Raw genomic sequence first — 18468 nt, forward strand, 5'->3', positions numbered from 1 at the left:
GCGCGATCAGAGCCGCTCGGGGGTCCTGATGCCGAGCAGCGCCATGCCCCGGTGCAGGGTGCGGGCGGTGAGCTCGACCAGGAAGAGGCGGTTCTCGACCACCTCGGCCGGGTTGTCGTCGCTCAGGACCTGGCACTGGTCGTAGAACGTGGTGAGGTGCGAGGCGAGCTGGTAGAGGTACGCGGCCAGCTTGTGCGGCTCGTAGCCCGCCGCCGCCTCGGACAGCACCTCGCCGAACTGGTCCAGGTGCAGGCCGAGCGCCCGCTCGGCCGGGGCCAGTCCGAGCTCCGGGTGCGCGACCGGCTTCGCGTCGCCGGCCTTGCGCAGGATCGACCGGATCCGGGCGTAGGCGTACTGGAGGTACACCGACGTGTCGCCGTGCAGCGACACCATCTGGTCCAGGTCGAACTTGTAGTCCCGTACGGCGGAGGTCGACAGGTCCGCGTACTTCACGGCGCCGACGCCGACGTACCGGCCGTTCTCGACGATCTCGTCCTCGGAGAGGCCGACCTTCTCGGCCTTCTCCCGGACCACGGCCGTGGCCCGCTCGACCGCCTCGTCCAGCAGGTCCTCCAGCCGGACGGTGACGCCCTCACGGGTCTTGAACGGCTTGCCGTCCTTGCCGAGCACCGTGCCGAAGGCCAGCTGGTGCGCCTTGACGTCCTCGTTCAGCCAGCCGGCCCGCCGGGCCGTCTCGAAGACCATCTTGAAGTGCAGGGACTGCCGCGCGTCCACCACGTACAGCAGGGTGTCGGCCTTGAGGTTCCGCACCCGGTCGCGGATCGCGGAGAGGTCGGTCGCCGCGTAGCCGTAACCGCCGTTCGTCTTCTTGACGATCAGCGGGGTCGGGTTGCCGTCCGGGCCCTTCACGTCGTCGAAGAAGACGCAGAGCGCACCCTCGGAGCGGACGGCGACGCCCGTCTCCTCCAGGATCCGGCAGGTCTCCTCCAGCATGTCGTTGTAGCCGGACTCACCGACGATGTCGGGGTCGTTGATCTCCATGTCGAGCTTGTCGAAGACGGAGTAGAAGTAGATCTTCGACTCGTCGACGAACCGCTGCCACATGGCGAGCGTCTCCGGCTCACCGGCCTGGAGCGCGACCACCCGGTCCCGCGAGCGGGCCTTGAACTCCTCGTCGGAGTCGAACAGGGCCCTCGACGCCTTGTAGAGCCGGTTCAGGGACGACATGGCGGCTTCGCCGTCGTCCTGGCCGCCCTCGTGGTTCAGCTCGCCCGGGTGCTCGATCAGGTACTGGATGAGCATGCCGAACTGGGTGCCCCAGTCGCCGATGTGGTGCCGGCGGACGACGGACTCGCCGGTGAACTCCAGGATCCGCACCATCGCGTCGCCGATCACGGCGGAGCGCAGGTGGCCGACGTGCATCTCCTTGGCCACGTTCGGCTGGGCGTAGTCGATGACGGTGGTGCCGGCGGCGGCGTCGACCGGCACGCCGAGCCGGTCGCCGTCGGCGGCCCGGGCGGCGAGGGTCTCGGTGATCGACTTGTCGGAGAGCGTGATGTTCAGGAAGCCGGGTCCGGAGACCTCGATGTCCTTGATCAGGTCCGTCGCCGGGAGGGCGCCGGTGACCTGGGCGGCCAGCTCGCGCGGGTTGCCCTTGAGCTTCTTGGCGAGCGCCAGGATGCCGTTGGCCTGGAAGTCGGCCCGGTCGCTTCGGCGCAGCAGCGGGTCCGCGGTCCCGGCATCCGGCAGGGCTGCCGTCAGGGCGTCCGCCAGCTGCTGCTGGAGCGTGGAAGCGAGGGAATTGACCGAGGCCATCAGCTGGCTGCCGTTTCCGTAGGGGTACAAGGGATGTCGTCAAGTATCCCATGGGCGTAAAGCGGTTTACGAGCTCGCTCGACGGCCCGGCCGCGCGCCCCCGTAAAGCCGTTTTCGCGCTGTGGGCGGTACCTGGGAGAATGGTCGGTGCCCCTACGAGTCCTACAAGAGAGAAGGACGTGCCGACCGTGGCTCAGAGTCAGAGCAGCACCGAGACCGACTGGGTCTCCCGCTTCGCGGACGAGGTCATCGCCGAATCGGAGCGTCGTGCGCCTGGCAAACCGGTCGTCGTCGCGTCCGGCCTCTCCCCGTCGGGCCCGATCCACCTGGGCAACCTGCGCGAGGTCATGACCCCGCACCTGGTCGCCGACGAGATCCGCCGCCGCGGGTACACCGTGCGGCACCTGATCTCGTGGGACGACTACGACCGCTACCGCAAGGTGCCGAACGGCGTCGAGGGCGTCGACGCGTCCTGGGCCGATCACATCGGCAAGCCGCTGACCTCGGTGCCCGCCCCGGCCGGTTCCTCGTATCCGAACTGGGCCGAGCACTTCAAGGCCGCCATGACGGCGGCCCTGGACGAGCTGGGCGTCGAGTACGACGGAATCAGCCAGACGGAGCAGTACCTGGCGGGGACGTACCGCGAGCAGATCCTGCACGCGATGCGGCACCGCGCCGACATCGACGCCGTGCTCGACCGGTACCGGACCAAGAAGGACCCGGCCGCGGCCGGGGCCAAGGGCGGGAAGAAGCCGCAGCAGCAGAAGAAGGCCGACGAGGCCGAGCTGGAGGCCGAGGCGGGCTCCGGTGCGGCGAGCGAGGACGACGGCAGCGGCGGTTCGGCCGGCTACTTCCCGTACAAGCCCTACTGCGGCAACTGCGAGAAGGACCTGACGACGGTCACGTCGTACGACGACGACAGCACGGAGCTGAACTACACCTGCACGGCCTGCGGCTTCGCCGAGACCGTGCGGCTGAAGGAGTTCAACCGCGGCAAGCTCGTCTGGAAGGTCGACTGGCCGATGCGCTGGGCGTACGAGGGCGTGATCTTCGAGCCGAGCGGGGTGGACCACTCCTCGCCCGGTTCGTCGTTCGTCGTCGGCGGCCAGATCGTCCGCGAGATCTTCGACGGGGTCCAGCCGATCGGACCGATGTACGCGTTCGTCGGCATCTCCGGCATGGCGAAGATGTCCTCCTCCAAGGGCGGCGTGCCCACCCCGGCCGACGCGCTGAAGATCATGGAGGCGCCGCTGCTGCGCTGGCTGTACGCCCGCCGCAGGCCCAACCAGTCCTTCAAGATCGCCTTCGACCAGGAGATCCAGCGGCTGTACGACGAGTGGGACTCGCTGGGACGCAAGGTCGCCGACGGTTCGGTGCTGCCGGCGGACGCCGCCGCGTACGCCCGGGCGATCGGGACGGCCGCGGGTGAGCTGCCGAGCACGCCGCGTCCGCTGCCGTACCGGACGCTCGCTTCGGTCGCCGACATCACGGCCGGGGCCGAGGACCAGACGCTGCGCATCCTCAGCGAGCTGGACCCCTCGCACCCGCTGGCCTCGCTGGACGAGGCCAGGCCGCGGCTCGACCGGGCCGAGAACTGGATCACCACCCAGGTCCCGGCCGAGGCCCGCACCGTCGTCCGCGACGAGCCGGACAAGGAACTGCTCGGCTCGCTGGACGAACAGGGGCGCGAGTCGTTGCGGCTGCTCCTGGAAGGGCTGGACTCGCACTGGTCGCTGGACGGGCTGACCACGCTCGTCTACGGCGTGCCGAAGGTGATGGAGGGGCTGGAGGCCGATGCCAAGCCGACGCCCGAGCTGAAGGCGGCGCAGCGGTCGTTCTTCGCGCTGCTGTACCGGCTGCTGGTCAGCCGGGACACCGGGCCGCGCCTGCCCACGCTGCTGCTGGCCGTGGGGGCTGACCGGGTGCGGAGGCTGCTGGGCGCGTAGCGCGCACGTACGCCCGTACGGCGAAGGGCCGTCACCCGGTGATCCGGGTGGCGGCCCTTCGTTCACCCCCGCGGGGGGATGCGCGGGGGTGGGTGCCTCACGGGGGTGAGGCACGTCTGTGGGGTGGCGCCGTGCGGGGTCGCGCGGTGCTGGGTGGCGCGGTGCTGGGTGGCGCTGTCCCGGTCGGTGGTGCTCGGTCGCGTGACGCCGGGTGGCGCTGTGCTCGGTGGGGGAGGCCGGCGCCGCTTCGGTGAGCTCCGGAGTGGGGTCCGGTGCTCTGCCTCTGCCTTTGCCTCTGTGTCTGCTTCTGCGGCAGCCGGCCGGCTCAGGCCGTGGGGACCATGGACGTCTGCGGGTCGGAGAACGTGTCGCGCGGCACCTTCGGGACGGTGGCCTTGGCGAGGCCCGTCAGGGTCTTGCCCGGGCCGATCTCCATCAGGCGGTCGCAGGCCAGTTCCTCGGTCAGCGTCTGCAGTGTGTCCGACCAGCGGACCGGCGCCGTGAGCTGGTGGCGCAGCAGCTCGGCCCAGTGCGGCCCGCCGCGGTAGGCGCGGGCGTCCACGTTGGCGACGACCGCCGAATGACCCGGCATGAACCGTGCCGTGGCCAGGGCCGCGGCGAACGGCTCGACCGCCTCGGCCATGAGCGGGGTGTGGAACGCCCCGCCGACCGTCAGCGCCACCACTTTCGCCGCCCCCGCCCGCTCCGCCGCCCGGGAGCAGCGCTCCACGTCGGCCGCCAGGCCCGCGATGACCGTCTGCTGGGGCGAGTTGAGGTTGGCCACCCACACCTGGCCGCCGTCGGCGTGGATCTCGTCGACGACGTCCTGCGCCTGGGCCGCGTCCAGGCCGAGGACCGCGGCCATCGCGCCGTTCGCCCGTGCGCAGGCCGTCTGCATCGCCGCGCCGCGCGCCACGATCAGGCGGACCGCGTCCTGCGGGTCCAGGATGCCGGCGGCGACGAGCGCGGAGTACTCGCCCAGGCTGTGTCCGGCGCACGCACCGGGGAAGGCGGCCAGCGGGTGCTGGCGGCGCAGTTCCGTCAGGGCCACCATGGCCAGGGTGAAGGTGGTCAGCTGGGCGTTGTCGGTGCGCCGCAGCGTTTCCGTGCCGGCGTCCAGCAGGAGGGCCTCCATGTCCCGGCCCGCCGCCTCGGAGACCTCCGCCACCACGGACCAGCCAGGGGTGCGGTGCCAGGGCAGGCCCATGCCCGGACGCTGCGCTCCCTGGCCGGGAAACATGAGCGCCAGTCGGGTGCTCGTCATCGTCTTCCGTCTCCTTCCTGCGGCCGGGGGCGTTGTGTCACTGGGCGGTGTGTCACCGGGCGGTGGGGAACGCCTTCCCGTCCGCCGGCACGCGTTCCCCGCCACTCGTCTCAGTGACTTTTCCCATTCCCGGATACCGCGGTCCGGATCGCATTGTTGCGATCCGTTGTTTTCTCCGGTGATGAAACCACTCAACCGCCGCGCGAGGTCCGTGTGTTGCACTTGAGTGGTGGGTGAATGCGCCTTTGGAAGGGGGGGTGTTCCTTTGTGTTTCCGGGCGGTCCGGGGTGCCGGTACGTGTGCTGACCGAACAGCGGGCACCGAATGCCGGGTTCAGGCGAGGGCCTGGCCGAGCAGGGCCAGATGTGCGCAGTGCTGCGTGACCATGAAGAAGCGGTACGGACGCCGACGCAGGTGGCGGTCGTCGGAGGCGTCGCCCGCGAGCGTCACGGCGGCCAGTGCCAGCCCGCCCACGAGGACGACGCACGCGGTCGGCAGCTGTTCCGGCGCCCAGCGCAGCGCTCCGGCGGTGAAGAAGCCGCCCACGGCGCACGCGCCCACCGCGACGAGGACGCGGGTGCGCCGCTCGCCCAGGGTGACGGCCCAGGTTCGGCGGCCCGCGGCGGCGTCGCCCTCGATGTCGGAGAAGTCCTTGGCGACCGCGCCGACCAGTGCCATCCACAGGGACATGGCGAGGGCCGTCAGGAACAGCGCGGGCGAGGTCGGTGAGACGCCGACCGCGAGCGGCCCGGCGGCGTAGGTGAGCAGCCCGGACAGGAACACCACGCCCATAGCGGCGGGGGTGCGGTTCTTCCAGACGGTGCGGGGCGCCGAGTAGGCGTGACCGAGCAGCAGCATCGCCGCGCACAGCAGCACGGGGCCGAGCCCGGCGCACGCCGCGGATATGAGTGAGCCGACGGCCGCGCCGCGGGCGACGAGCAGGGCGGAGCGGCGGGGCAGCCGGCCGCTCGCTATCGGCCGGGCCGAGCCGTTGACCTGGTCTTCGTGGAAATCCATGCACCCGTTGTAGAGGTAGGTGTAGAAGATGGCGCCGAACCATGCGAGGGAGCCGAACACCGCCTGGAAAACCGATCGTGCGCCGATGGCCGGATCCGCCGCGAGCGCCAGCGCGATGCCGGCGAAATAGCGGAGCTGGAAGGCCATGAGAACGGCGGGTCGGGATTCTTCGATGCAGAGCCGTAAAATGCTGGGAACCCGGTACTTCGGACCACTGGGTGCCGTAACAGGCAGTGGCTGTAACGTCGCCATAGGCATGCCCAGGAGCCTAGGCATGAGCAGGTGTGCCTGACTGTTCTGCAAATGAGCCATGGCTACCTCTAAAGAGGCACGGAATACCGGCGGGTCGGATTCCGAATTCTCCCGGCGCCGGAGCGGTCCGCCCCTCCTGCCGTACGGGCCGCCGCGCTTCCTTTCGTACGGGCCCCCGTGCTCCCTCCGGTCCGGGCCCGGTGCTCCCTCTGGTACGCCGGACCCCCGCCGAAGTGGACCCCCCGCCCGCCTCCCGCCCGCGCTTCGCTGGTGAGAAGGCGGGCGCCGTACTTTCCGGCACCCCGCTTCCCGTCATGGGCCGTTGGCAGCCCTGGTCCGTTTCCGACCCCGGGAAGCCCTCATGCGCACCCTGCTGTCCTCAGCCCTGCCCTCATCCGTGTCCGGGTATCCGACGCCTTCGTATCCGCCCCACCCGTCGTACCCGCCCGATGCCTCGCCTGTCCCTTTTCCCTTTCCCGGCGTCCCGGCCCTCGGGTCCGGGGAGATACACGTCTGGTCCGTCCCCCTGGACCGCGTCCCGGCCGGCGGCGCGGACGCGGTCCTCGATCCCGGCGAACGCGCCCGCGCGGCGCGGATCCGGCACCCCGTCGCGCAGTGGCGCTACCGGCGCGCCCATCTCGCTCTGCGCACCGTGCTCGGCGGGTACCTCGGCGTGGCTCCCGGTCTGCCGCGCTTCACCCGCCGCTGCCCCGAGCCGGAGGTGTGCGGTGACTGCGGCCGCGGGCGGCCGGTGCTCGTGGAGGGGCCATGGCCGGATCTCGGCTTCAGCCTGTCTCATTCCGGGGCGGCCGCTTTGGTGGGTGTGGCGGAGGAGCCGGGCGCGATCGGCGTCGATGTCGAGCGGCTCCGTGCCTCTTTCGACTGGAGCCGGGTGCCGGCCGTCGGGGAACAAGACCGGATTACTGGATTCCGTACCTGGACCGCGGTCGAGGCGGTGGGCAAAGCGGCCGGTACGGGTCTGCGTACCCCCGTCTCGATCGATGCCCGGGGGCCCGACGGGCTGCGGCGTGCGCACAGGTCAGGGGATTCCTCCGACTGGTACGTTCACGACGTGGACTGCCCTGACGGATATGTCGGCTGCGTTGCCACGGCCATCCCGGAGGCTGTGGTAAGCGTTTTCTCGTGGCCGTCGTACACCTTGTCTCAGAACGTGGGACGGGTGGAGTGATGTTGACATTCTGTAACCGTACGATGATGATCCGAGAGTCGGTTTCTGGTGAGGGTGGGGGCTCTTCTGATGCATTCAGGTTTTATTGAATCCGACACAGCCGAACAACTGCTGGGGCGGACTCAGGAATTACTGTCCGACTACCGGGACCAGCTCGAAAAGATCAAAAGCCCTCTGGTCGCCACCGACAAGACCTGGCATACCTGCGCCCTGCAGGCCGAGCGGATCATCCGGGACTGTGCGGAGAGCCTGCGGCACGGCCGGGCCGACGTACGCGACCGGCTGATCCAACAGGTAGAGGGCTTGGGCGTGGAGCGGGCGACGCAGGGGATCGACGCCGTCCACTCCATCCGCGCCGGACTCATCCTCTTCGACATCGTCTTCGACGCGCTCGGCCGGGCGATGGTGGACTCTCCCGCCGCGTTCGACGGTTTCCAGGCCGGTGTGCGGACGTTGCAGCGGGGGATCGGCAGGAGGCTGGAGGCCGGGGCGATCGGCCACGACACCTATCTGCTGAACACCGTGCGGGAGGTCAACGCGGCCAGCCAGCGGCAGTTGGCCCGCGAGATCCACGACCACCTGGGCAACCACGTCAGCCTCGCCCTGCGCCGTATCGAGCTGCACGAACTGACCTGGGAATCCAGACCCGACGAGGTCGCCGCGCGCATCGGCGCCGTCAAGGACACCCTCACCGAGGCCCTCGGCATCATCCGCGACCTGGTCACCCAGTTGCGCCGCGCGGACCGCGAAGGCACGTTGGAGTCGGCGTTCACCGCGTTCCTGGAGTCGATGGAGATCACCCCCTCCAAGGTCCGGATCCAGGTCAACGGCAGCGAGGAATGGGCCACGCAGGACGTGCTCGACGAGGTGTTCCTCGTGGTGCGGGAGTGCCTGCGCAACTCCCTGGCCCACGCCGACGCCGAGCACGTGCTCGCGGCGGTGGACATCGCGCCGTACAAACTGCAGGCGCTGATCGAGGACGACGGGCACGGCTTCGACGTCTCCGCGGTCCACATGGCCGGCCGGGCGAACGGGATCGCGTCGGCCACCGAACGGGTCGAACTCCTCGGCGGCACGATCCTGTTCACCAGCGCGCCCGACGACGGCGGCACGCGCGTCACGATCACGATCCCCCTGATGGACCTTCCAGGTGATTCCGTTGAACGCGCGACCTGAACTGATCCGCATCCTCGCGGCCGACGACCACACGCTGCTGCGCACCGCGCTGGCCGAACTGCTCAACGCGGAGGACGACCTGCAGGTCGTGGCCCAGGCGAGCAGCGGGCGGGGACTCGTGGAGCTGGTGGAGCGGCATCAGCCGCATGTGGTGCTGCTCGACGTGGAGATGCCCGACCACCACCCCAGGGCGGCGGTACGCGGACTGCTGGAACGATTCCCCAGTCTGCGCATCATCATCCTGACCATGTACGACGACCAGCCGCTCGTCCACGAACTGCTGCAGCTGGGAGCCCGGGGCTACCTGCACAAGAGCGTGTCGCGGGCTGCCCTGCTCAGCGCCGTCCGCAACGCCGCGCGGGAGGACGACCAGATCACCATCCTGGTGCCGCGCTCCGGCTACACGGCGGGCGGCGACCAGCCGCACGACCAGGAAGCCGGTCCGGTCTCGCCGCGCGAGCGCGAGGTGCTGACGTGTGTCGCGGAGGCCATGAGCAACCGGCAGATCGCGGCCAGGCTCGGCATCACCGAAGGCACCGTCAAGCGCCATCTGCGCAACATCTTCGACAAGCTGGACGCGGTGTCGCGCATCGACGCGGTGAACAAGGCGCTGGCCCAGAAACTGATCGCGGCGCCGCGCGGCCGCTCGATGCGCTGAGAGGCTTTTCCCGGACACGACACGCGTCCAGGGGCGCGCCGCACAGGCGCCTCGCGCCCTCGGGCCGCCTCAGGTGCGCCGTATCCGCGCCCTCGGGCCGCCTGAGCGGTGCTGCGCCCGCGCCGTCGGGCCGCCTCAGGTGCGCCGCACCCGCGCCCCCGGGCCGCTTCAGCGGCGGCGCGCGTCCTCGTAGGCCGCGCCGATCGCCGCCACGGCTTCCGAGATCCCGGTGAGGGGCAGCGAGCCGTACCCCAGGAGCAGGCCCGGCTCGCCGGGCGGCCCGCCGAACCGGAACGCCGTGCCACTGCGGACCAGGACCGAGCGCTGCAGGGCGCCGTGCACCACGGCCGCCTCGTCGGTGCCGGGGGGCAGCACGGCGTAGCTGTGCAGGCCGGCCGCGCAGCCGATGATCCTGGCCTCCGGCAGGGACTCGTGGACGGCCGCGGCCAGGGCCTCGCGGCGGGAGCGGTAGCGGGAGCGGACCCGGCGCAGGTGCCGGTCCAGCAGGCCGCTGCGCATCAGCTCGGCGAAGGCCAGCTGGGTGAGCGTGTCGGAGCCCTGGTCCTGGCGGGAGCGGACCCGCTCCATCAGGGGGTACAGCTTCGGGGGTATCACCAGCCAGCCCAGCCGCAGGCCCGGGACCAGGACCTTGCTGGTGGTGCCCGCGTAGACGACCCGCTCCGGGTCGCCCTCCTGCAGCGCGGTGGGCCGGACCCCGCGGTCGAACCAGAACTCGCCGTCGTAGTCGTCCTCGATGATCCAGCCGTCCCGGGCCCGCGCCCAGGCCAGGAGCTGTGCGCGGCGCTCCGGCGACATCATGACCCCGGTCGGGAACTGGTGCGCGGGGGTGACGAGGACCGCCCGGGCGCCCGTGCGGTCCAGGGCCTCGACGATCAGGCCCTCCTCGTCGACCGGCACCGGCAGGGGGGTCAGTCCGGTGTCCAGGATGAACCGGCGCTGTCCGCTGTGGCCGGGCTCCTCGATGGCCAGTTCGTGGATGCCGAGGCGCTGGAGCGAGTCGGAGAGCAGCGCCAGTCCCTGGGCGAACCCCGCCGTGACCATCACCTGGCCGGGCTCGGTGTGCACCGAGCGCACCCGGCCCAGATACCCCGAGAGTTCGTTGCGGAGCTCGGCGATGCCGGCGACCGGGGGGTAGTCCATCCCCTCGCGACCGACGTTCTGAAGCACCTTCGTATAGGAGTTGAGCCACTCCTGGCGGGGGAAATTCGACAGGTTCGCTATGCCGACCCGCAGATCCCAGCGCGCGCTCGTCGCCGGACGGGAGTCCAGCAGGGACGTGTCGCCGACGCTCTCGGGCATCTTCCGGGCCACGTGGGTGCCCGAGCCGCGGACCGCGTCCAGATAGCCCTCGGCGATCAGCTGCTCGTACGCCTCGACCACCACGCTACGGGAAAGCCCCAGGTCCAGGGCGAGTTGGCGGCTGGAGGGCAGACGTGACCCGGGGTGCAGAACCCGGTCCTCGACCCTGGTCTTGATGGCGTTCTGGAGCTGTGCGGTGAGCGGTACAGCCGAGTCCCGGTCCACTTGGACCGACAGATGCCAGGCCATCTGGTCTGCTCCGTCTCCCCCGCAGTGGTCTGGGTGGTCCCCCTCGCCCACTGGCCTACTTGATCACGCCAACGGCCTTTATTTATAGCACTCAGAGGGAGAACCCCATGGTTGAAATGACTGGCGTACTCGCTCCCGTGATCCATGGGCGGGACGGCGCGAGCGTCTTCGACGAGAAGATCGAACGCCGCACTCTGCGGGTGGGCATCGTCGGCCTCGGCTACACCGGTCTGCCGCTCGGTCTCGGATTCGCCACGGCCGGTCTTCCGGTGCTCGGGCTGGACACCGACGCCGAGCGGGTCGACCGGGTGGCACGCGGCAGCTCCTACCTGCCGGACGTCAGCGACGCCGAACTCGGCGCGGTGAAAGCCCGGTTGAAGGCGACCACCGAGCCCGGCGAGCTGGCCGGCTCGGACGTCCTGATCGTGTGCGTGCCGACTCCGGTCACCGGCGACCAGCAGGCCAACCTGGCGTACGTGGAGTCCGCGATGGACTCCGTGGCGCCGCTGCTGCGCCGCGGGACGCTGCTCATCCTGCAGTCCACCGTCCCGCCGGGCACCACGGCCGCCGCCGCGGCCGCCCTGTCCCGCACGACCGGCCTGGAGCCGGGCACCGACTTCCACGTGGCGATGGCCCCCGAGCGGGTCGACCCCGCCAACACGAACGGCTGGAACCTCTCCAACACACCGAAGGTGGTGGGCGGTCTCACCGACGAGTGCACCCGCCGCGCGGCGGCCCTGTTCGGTCTGGTCTGCGAGACGGTGGTGCCGGTGTCCCGGACGGAGGTCGCCGAGCTGTCGAAGGTCTTCGAGAACACCTTCCGCCTGGTCAACATCAGCCTCACCCTCGAACTCTCCGACCTGTGCCGCCAGTTGGACATACCGGTCCGAGAGGTGATCGACGCCGCCTCCACCAAGCCCTACGGCTTCCTCCCGCACTATCCGGGGCCCGGCGTGGGCGGCGAGTGCATACCGGTCGACCCGCTGTTCCTGCGGGAGGCAGCGGACCGGGCCGGCACCGAGATGAAGCTGGTGGCCGCCGCGTTCGAGCGGGTGGAGCAGCGGCCCTGGCAGGTCGTGGAGCGGCTCGCGGAGCTGGTCGAGGAACGCGGTTCCTCGCTGCGGGGCGCCAAGGTCCTGGTCGTGGGCGTCAGTTACAAGTCCGGCGTCGCCGATCTGCGCAACGCGCCCGCCCTGGACGTCATCCGGGGGCTGCGGTCCGCCGGGGCCGTCGTCTCGTACCACGACCCGCTGGTCCCGGACCTCGTCGTGGACGGCGAGCCGGTCGCCTCGGCCGACTGGGCGGTGGTGGAACTGGCGCAGCTGGACGCCGCGGTCATGGTCACCCCCGTGCCGGGCCTGGAGCAGGACCTGCTGTGGGGCATTCCGCCGGTCGTCCTCGACACCCACAACAAGCTCACGGCGGCCAGCAATGTGGCGGTGCTCTGATGGCGGCCACCCTGCTCGCCGGCCGTGCGCTCCCCACCGTCACCCGGGACGCCGTCGCGGGTCGTACGGTGTCGGCCGAGGCGGCCCGGGCGGCGGTGGCGGAACTCCTGGACGCGTCCACGGACGAGGTGGACGCCGCTGCCTTCCTGACCGCCGTCGCGGTGGGCGGGGCAACCCCGGTGCTGGTGGCGGCCGCGGTGGAAGCGGTGCTCGCGGTGGCCAGGCCGGTCGGCTGGACGGGCCCGGCGGTCGATGTGGTCGGCACCGGCGGTGACGGCAGCGACTCGGTCAACATCTCCACCCTGGCCGCTCTCGTCGCGGCCTCGGCCGGGGCGACGGTCGCCAAGGCCGGTAACCGGGCGGCGACTTCACCATGCGGGAGCGCCGACCTGCTGGAGGCCCTCGGGATCGACATCGACCCCGGGGAGCGGATCACGGAACTGCTGGCCGCGCACCGGTTCGCGTTCCTCTTCACCCCCGCGCTCCACCCGGCGCTGCGCAGGCTGGCCCCGGTCCGCCGGCGGCTCGGCTTCCGCACCCTGTTCAACCTGTCCGGCCCGCTCGCCAACCCGGTCCCGCTGACCGGCCGGCTCATCGGCACCGCGACCCTCCAGGACCAGGAAGTCCTGGCGCAGGCCGCCCTGCTGCTCGGCCACCGGCGGACCTGGGTCGTCCAGGGCTTCGACGGAGTGGACGAACTGACCACGGCGGGCCCCGCACGGGTGCTCCAGGTGGACGGCGGCACACTCACCGCGTTCACCATCGACCCGGCCGGGCTCCCGCTGCGGCCGGCGGGCCGCGCCGAACTGGCGGGCGGTGACGCGGCACGCAACGCGGTCCTCTCCCGCCAGGTGCTGGGCGGGACGGCCCCCGCCCCGCTGCTCGACACCGTGCTGCTGAACGCGGCGGCCGCGCTCCACCTGGCCGGGCGCGCCGACGACATGGCGTCCGCGCTGACCCTCGCCCGGAACGCCGTGGAGCGGGGAGCCGCGACCGCCCTCGCCGACCGGCTCGCCCGGGCCTCGGACACCGACCGGCCCGCCCGCACCACCCTCACCGACCGGCTCGCCCGGACCCGGATCCACCCGACCGCCCCGATCACCTCGGAGATCAGCTGATGGCCACCCATCTCGACGACATCGTCGCCGCCAAACGCGCCGCCTGGAGCGGCCCGGTGGCCGCCGACGCCGCGGCCCGCGGCCGAAGGACGCCCGCCGTACCCGGCCGGCTGGCCGCCGCACTCGGCGGGAACGAGGTCTCGGTCATCGCCGAGATCAAGCCGAAGTCCCCGTCCAAGGGACAGCTGCTCGACCCCGCGCAGGCCGTGCCCACCGCGAGGAGCTACATCGCGGGCGGCGCCTCGGCCATCTCCGTACTCGGTGACACCCCCTACTTCGGCGGCTCGCCCGAGCTGGTCCGTACGGTCGCGGAGCACCCCGACGTCACCGTCCCCGTCCTCTTCAAGGACTTCATGGTGGACGTCCGCCAGGTGACGCTCGCCCACGACAGCGGGGCCGACGGCGTCCTGATCATCGCCCGGGCCGTCGGCGACGCGCTCCTGACGGACCTGGTGCGGACCGCCCACGGCCTCGGCCTCGACGCACTGGTGGAGACCTTCACCCAGGACGAGGTGGACCGGGCGCTGACCGCCGGAGCCCGCATCGTCGGCATCAACAACCGGGACCTCCAGACCTTCTCGGTGGACCTGGACAACTCGGCCAGGCTGCGCCGCGACATCCCGCGCGGGGTGCTGACCGTCAGCGAGAGTGGCCTGACCGGCCGCCACGACATCGAACGCATCGCCGCGCACGGCTTCGACGCCGCGCTCATCGGCGAGTCCTTGCTCAGCAGCCCCGACCCCGCCGCGCAGCTGCGGTCCTACACCGGGGTCCAGATTCTGGAGGTGGCCTCGTGAACGGCCGATTCGGCGAGTACGGCGGACAGTTCGTCGCGGAGACCCTGGTGGGCCCGCTCCAGGAACTGGAGGAGGAGTACGAGAAGGCGCTGCTGGACCCGGAGTTCACCGCGGAGCTCGACAAGCTGCTGAAGATGTTCGTCGGCCGGCCCACGCCGATCACCGAACTGCACCGGCTCGGCGCCACCGAGAACGGCGTCAAGCTGTGGCTCAAGCGCGAGGACCTCACCCACACCGGCGCCCACAAGATCAACAACTCGATCGGTCAGGCGCTGCTCGCCCGCCGCCTCGGCAAGAAGCAGATCATCGCCGAGACCGGCGCCGGCCAGCACGGCGTGGCCGTGGCCGCCGCCTGTGCCTACCTCGGCCTGGAGGCCACCGTCTACATGGGGCGGGTCGACGCCGAGCGGCAGGCCCCCAACGTGCAGCGGATGAAGCTGCTCGGCGCCCGCGTCGAGCTGGTCGACCTCGGCACGGCGACGCTGAAGGACGCCATCAACGCCGCGATCCGCGAGTGGATCGCCCGCCCCGACACCACGCACTACCTGCTCGGCTCGGTCGTCGGCCCGCACCCCTTCCCGACGATCGTGCGCAACTTCCAGTCGGTCATCGGCCGCGAGGCCCGCGCCCAGTTCCTGGAGGCGAACGACAAGCTGCCCGACGCGGTCGTGGCCTGCGTCGGCGGCGGCTCCAACGCGGCCGGGATGTTCAGCGCCTTCCTCGACGACCCGGTCCGCCTCGTCGGCGTACAGGCCGCCGGTGAGGGCAAGGGCGGGCAGGGCGGGCACGCGGCCCCGCTGCTCTACGGCGACCCGGGCGTCCTGCAGGGCACCCGCACCTATCTGCTCCAGGACGACGACGGGCAGATCCAGCTCACCCACTCCATCGCCCCCGGCCTGGACTACGCGGGCGTCGGACCCGAGCACTCGCACTACAAGGACACCGGGAAGGTCGAGTACATCTCCGCCTCCGACAACGAGGCCCTGGACGCGTTCGTCGCACTCAGCTCCCAGGAGGGCATCCTCCCCGCCCTGGAGTCCGCGCACGCGGTGGCCGGCGCCCTGAAGGTGGCCCGCCAGTGCGCGCCCGGCAGCACCGTCCTCGTCAATCTCTCCGGCCGCGGTGACAAGGACCTCACCTCCGCCATGGCCGCCCTGAAGCAGCGTGAGGAGACCTCCTGATGAAGCGCATCGAACAGACCTTCACCGACAACCGGACCAAGGACGAGACGACCCTGGTCGCCTACATCACCTCCGGCTACCCGCATCTCGGGGAGACCGTCGGGCTGATCTCCGCCGCCGTGGAGGCCGGCGCCGACGTGATCGAGCTCGGTGTCCCGTTCTCCGACCCCCTCGGCGACGGCCCGGTCATCCAGGCGACCGGCCAGGCCGCCCTGGACACCGGCACCACCGCCGCCGCCACCCTCGACGTCGTCGCCGAGGCGCGCGCCGCCGGAGTCGAGGCGCCGATCGTGCTGATGGGTTACTGCAACCCGTTCCTGCGCTACGGCCTCACCCAGCTGTACGACGACGCCAGGTCGGCCGGAGTCGACGGGTTCGTCGTCCCCGACCTGCCGGTCAGCGAGGGCGCCGAGTGGCTGGCGCACGCCGAGGCCAACGAGCTGGGCCAGACGTTCTTCACCGCTCCCGGCAGCTCGGCCGAGCGCATCGCGGCCTCCGCCGCCGCCTCCCGCGGCTTCCTGTACGTCCTCGCCGCCAACGGCGTCACCGGGGTCCGCAAGGACCTGGACCCGGGCCTCGACGCCTACCTGGAGCGGGTGCGCGCGGCCGGTGACACCCCGATGGCCGTCGGGTTCGGCATCTCCCGCCCGGAGCACGTGGCGTCGCTGCACGGCAAGACGGACGGCGTGATCGTGGGCAGCGCCCTGCTCCAGGCCATCGGCGCCGCCCGGGACGCGGCCGGCCGCCGGCAGGCCGTCACCGGGCTGATCTCCTCCCTCAAGGCGGCCACCCGATGAACGACGCCACCGCCATCCCGTTCTTCAGCGGCGCCGCCTCCGCCCGCCGGGACCGCGCCGCGCTGGAGGCCATGGTCCGCCAGGTGGCCGCCTCCGGCCGGTTCACCTCGGGCCCGGTCACCGCGGAACTGGAGGCCGCGATCGCCGCCCGCACCGGCGCGCGGCACGCGGTGGCCGTCGCCAACGGGACCGACGCCCTCGTCATCCTGCTCCGGGCGGCGGGCATCGGCCCCGGCGACGAGGTGATCGTCCCCGCGTACACCTTCTTCGCGACCGCGTCGTGCGTCCTGCACGTCGGCGCCGAGCCGGTGCTGGTGGACGTCCTTCCCGGCAGCTACGCGATGGACCCGCAGCGCGCCGAGGCCGCGATCACCGAGCGCACCAAGGCGATCATGCCGGTGCACCTGTTCTCGCAGATGGCCGACATGGAGGTGCTGAAGGACCTGGCCGACCGGCACGGGCTCCTCCTCCTGGAGGACAGCGCCGAGGGCATCGACATGCGGGCGGGCGGGGTGCACGCGGGCCTGTGGGGCAGCGGCGGGGTGCTCTCCTTCTTCCCCACCAAGACCCTCGGCTCGCTCGGCGACGCCGGCATGCTGCTCACGGACGACGACGGGATCGCCGCTTCCGCCCGGCGGCTGCGCCTGCACGGCCAGGGCACGGACGGCGCGTACGCCACGGACGGTGCCTACGTGTACCAGGAGCTCGGCTACAACAGCCGGTGCGACGAACTGCAGTCGGCGTTCCTGCTGCACCGCCTGGAACGCCTGAGCGAGGAGACCGGGCGGCGCGCCGAACTGGCCGCCCGCTACGACCGGCTGCTCGCCCCGCTGGCCGGCACGGTGACCACGCCCTGGATGGCGCCCGCCAAGTCGCCCAGCAACCAGGTCTATTACGTGTACCTCATCGAGTGCGACCGCCGGGACGAGCTGGCCGCCTACCTGGAGGCCCACGGCGTCGGCACCGAGGCGTACTACCCGCGCCCGCTGACCGAGCAGCCCCTGCTCGCCCCGCTGCCGGGCTCCCGCCACCCCGTCCCGGTCTCCGAGGCCGCCGCGCGGCGCGCCCTGGCACTGCCCCTCTACCCCGACCTCACGGACCAGCAGGCCGACCGCGTCGCCGCCCTCGTCCACGCCTTCTACGGAGCCGCATCGTGACCACCGTCATCCCGTACTTCGACTGGCCCGCCCGCTCGGCCGACTGGGCCGACGACCTCGTGGAGGTCTTCCAGGAGGTCGCCGAGAGCGACGAGTTCATCCTGAAGTCCCGGGTCGAGCGCCTGGAGGCGGAGATCGCCGAGCGCACGGGTGCGGCCCACGCCGTAGCCGTGGCCAGCGGCACCGGCGCCCTGACCGTGATCCTGGCCGCTCTCGGCCTCGGAGAGGGGGACGAGGTGGTCACCCCGGCCTTCTCCTTCGTCTCCACCGCCTCCACGGTCGCCCTGCGCGGGGCCCGCCCCGTCTTCGCCGACGTCGAGTACGAGACGTGCCTGCTCGACCCGGCCGCCGCCGAGGCCGCCGTCACCGAGCGCACCCGGGCGCTGCTGCCGGCCTATCTGTTCAGCGGCTCCCCGAAGATGGGCGCCTTCGCCGACATCGCCGCCCGGCACTCCCTGCACCTGGTCGAGGACAGCGCCATCGCGCTGGGCGCCGAGGTGGACGGCAAGCCCGCCGGCCGGCACGGGCACGCCGGGGTCTACTCCTTCTTCCCCGCGAAGCCCGCCGGCGGCATCGGCGATGCCGGGATGATCGTCACGGACGACCCCGGCCTCGCCCGTACCGCCCGGATGCTGCGCAACCACGGCCAGCCCGCCGGCAAGCGCTTCTACCACGAGCTGCTCGGCTTCAACTCCCGGATGGACGAGCTGACCGCCGGCTTCCTGCTGCGCAAACTCCCCCACCTGGACCGGCTCCTGGAGCGGCGCCGCGAGATCGCCGCCGTCTACGAGGAGGGGCTGCGCCCGCTCGCCCCGGCGCTGCTCCCCCCGCCGGGAGGCTTCGAGGGACGTTCCGTCTACACGTACGTGGTACGCGCCCAGCAGCGCGAGGAGCTGCGCGCCCACCTGGCCGGCCAGGGCATCGAGACGGCCGTCTACTACCCGCGCCCCCTCCACCTGCAGCCCGCGTTCGCCCACCTCGGCCACCGGCCCGGTGACTTCCCCGTGGCCGAGCAGCTCTCCCGCGAGGCGCTCGCCCTGCCCCTGCACCCGGACATGGCGCCGGGGGCGGCCGAACGCGTCGTCGCCGCGGTCACCCGCTTCTACACGGCGGGGAAGTGAGC

The 18468-nt window shown here is 71.6% G+C and carries 15 protein-coding genes; 11 read left to right on the plus strand and 4 right to left on the minus strand.

Annotated elements, in window-relative coordinates; translation table 11 throughout:
• Positions 1–6 precede the first annotated feature (6 nt).
• Positions 7–1776 (minus strand): arginine--tRNA ligase, encoded by a 1770-nt coding sequence (argS, locus tag E6R60_RS34365; protein ID WP_136330682.1) that lies wholly within the window; start codon positions 1774–1776, stop codon positions 7–9.
• A 179-nt stretch (positions 1777–1955) separates the two neighbouring features.
• Between argS and lysS the strand changes: the two genes are divergently transcribed.
• A complete protein-coding gene (gene lysS / locus E6R60_RS34370) occupies positions 1956–3722 on the plus strand; it encodes a lysine--tRNA ligase (RefSeq protein WP_206309593.1) in 1767 nt (588 codons plus the stop codon).
• Positions 3723–4047: 325 nt separating this feature from the next.
• Here the strand turns inward: lysS and E6R60_RS34375 are convergent, their stop codons facing one another.
• Positions 4048–4986 (minus strand): ACP S-malonyltransferase, encoded by a 939-nt coding sequence (locus E6R60_RS34375; RefSeq protein WP_136330650.1) that lies wholly within the window; start codon positions 4984–4986, stop codon positions 4048–4050.
• Between the two features lie 333 nt (positions 4987–5319).
• Positions 5320–6150 carry a UbiA family prenyltransferase gene (locus tag E6R60_RS34380; RefSeq protein ID WP_168713730.1) on the minus strand — a complete coding sequence of 277 codons (831 nt, stop codon included), beginning with the start codon at positions 6148–6150 and terminating at the stop codon, positions 5320–5322.
• A gap of 757 nt (positions 6151–6907) precedes the next feature.
• Between E6R60_RS34380 and E6R60_RS36920 the strand changes: the two genes are divergently transcribed.
• The 3 genes from E6R60_RS36920 to E6R60_RS34390 all read left to right on the plus strand — a co-directional run bounded on the left by E6R60_RS36920 (position 6908) and on the right by E6R60_RS34390 (position 9278).
• Positions 6908–7444, plus strand: coding sequence for a hypothetical protein (locus E6R60_RS36920; protein WP_168713731.1), 537 nt, complete (start codon positions 6908–6910; stop codon positions 7442–7444).
• A gap of 69 nt (positions 7445–7513) precedes the next feature.
• Positions 7514–8620, plus strand: a complete 1107-nt coding sequence (locus E6R60_RS34385; RefSeq protein WP_136330652.1) for a histidine kinase — start codon at positions 7514–7516, stop codon at positions 8618–8620.
• Positions 8604–9278, plus strand: a complete 675-nt coding sequence (locus E6R60_RS34390) for a response regulator transcription factor (RefSeq protein WP_240802801.1) — start codon at positions 8604–8606, stop codon at positions 9276–9278. Before E6R60_RS34385 ends, E6R60_RS34390 begins: the two co-directional genes overlap by 17 nt.
• Before the next feature lie 168 nt (positions 9279–9446).
• On the opposite strand, the gene E6R60_RS34395 is transcribed toward E6R60_RS34390, so the two are convergent.
• On the minus strand, positions 9447–10847 hold the full coding sequence (locus E6R60_RS34395; protein ID WP_136330653.1) for a PLP-dependent aminotransferase family protein: 1401 nt from the start codon (positions 10845–10847) through the stop codon (positions 9447–9449).
• A 107-nt stretch (positions 10848–10954) separates the two neighbouring features.
• Here E6R60_RS34395 and E6R60_RS34400 point away from each other — a divergent pair, with 107 nt between their 5' ends.
• Genes E6R60_RS34400 through E6R60_RS34430 form a run of 7 tightly spaced genes read left to right on the plus strand, consistent with a single transcriptional unit; the run spans position 10955 to position 18466 of the window.
• Positions 10955–12295 carry a nucleotide sugar dehydrogenase gene (locus E6R60_RS34400; protein WP_136330654.1) on the plus strand — a complete coding sequence of 447 codons (1341 nt, stop codon included), beginning with the start codon at positions 10955–10957 and terminating at the stop codon, positions 12293–12295.
• A complete protein-coding gene (gene trpD / locus E6R60_RS34405; RefSeq protein ID WP_136330655.1) occupies positions 12295–13413 on the plus strand; it encodes an anthranilate phosphoribosyltransferase in 1119 nt (372 codons plus the stop codon). The genes E6R60_RS34400 and trpD overlap by 1 nt, the downstream gene beginning before the upstream one ends.
• Positions 13413–14210 (plus strand): indole-3-glycerol phosphate synthase TrpC, encoded by a 798-nt coding sequence (locus E6R60_RS34410; protein WP_136330656.1) that lies wholly within the window; start codon positions 13413–13415, stop codon positions 14208–14210. The genes trpD and E6R60_RS34410 overlap by 1 nt, the downstream gene beginning before the upstream one ends.
• Positions 14207–15391, plus strand: coding sequence for a tryptophan synthase subunit beta (gene trpB / locus E6R60_RS34415; RefSeq protein ID WP_136330657.1), 1185 nt, complete (start codon positions 14207–14209; stop codon positions 15389–15391). The genes E6R60_RS34410 and trpB overlap by 4 nt, the downstream gene beginning before the upstream one ends.
• Positions 15391–16188, plus strand: a complete 798-nt coding sequence (gene trpA / locus E6R60_RS34420) for a tryptophan synthase subunit alpha (protein WP_136330658.1) — start codon at positions 15391–15393, stop codon at positions 16186–16188. Before trpB ends, trpA begins: the two co-directional genes overlap by 1 nt.
• Complete coding sequence (locus E6R60_RS34425; RefSeq protein ID WP_168713732.1) at positions 16185–17345, plus strand: DegT/DnrJ/EryC1/StrS family aminotransferase; 1161 nt, start codon at positions 16185–16187, stop codon at positions 17343–17345. Before trpA ends, E6R60_RS34425 begins: the two co-directional genes overlap by 4 nt.
• Positions 17342–18466 (plus strand): DegT/DnrJ/EryC1/StrS family aminotransferase, encoded by a 1125-nt coding sequence (locus tag E6R60_RS34430; RefSeq protein ID WP_168713733.1) that lies wholly within the window; start codon positions 17342–17344, stop codon positions 18464–18466. The genes E6R60_RS34425 and E6R60_RS34430 overlap by 4 nt, the downstream gene beginning before the upstream one ends.
• Positions 18467–18468: the final 2 nt, after the last annotated feature.

Origin of the sequence: Streptomyces sp. A0642 (genome assembly GCF_004795105.1) — a bacterium.
Classification (GTDB): Bacteria; Actinomycetota; Actinomycetes; order Streptomycetales; family Streptomycetaceae; genus Streptomyces.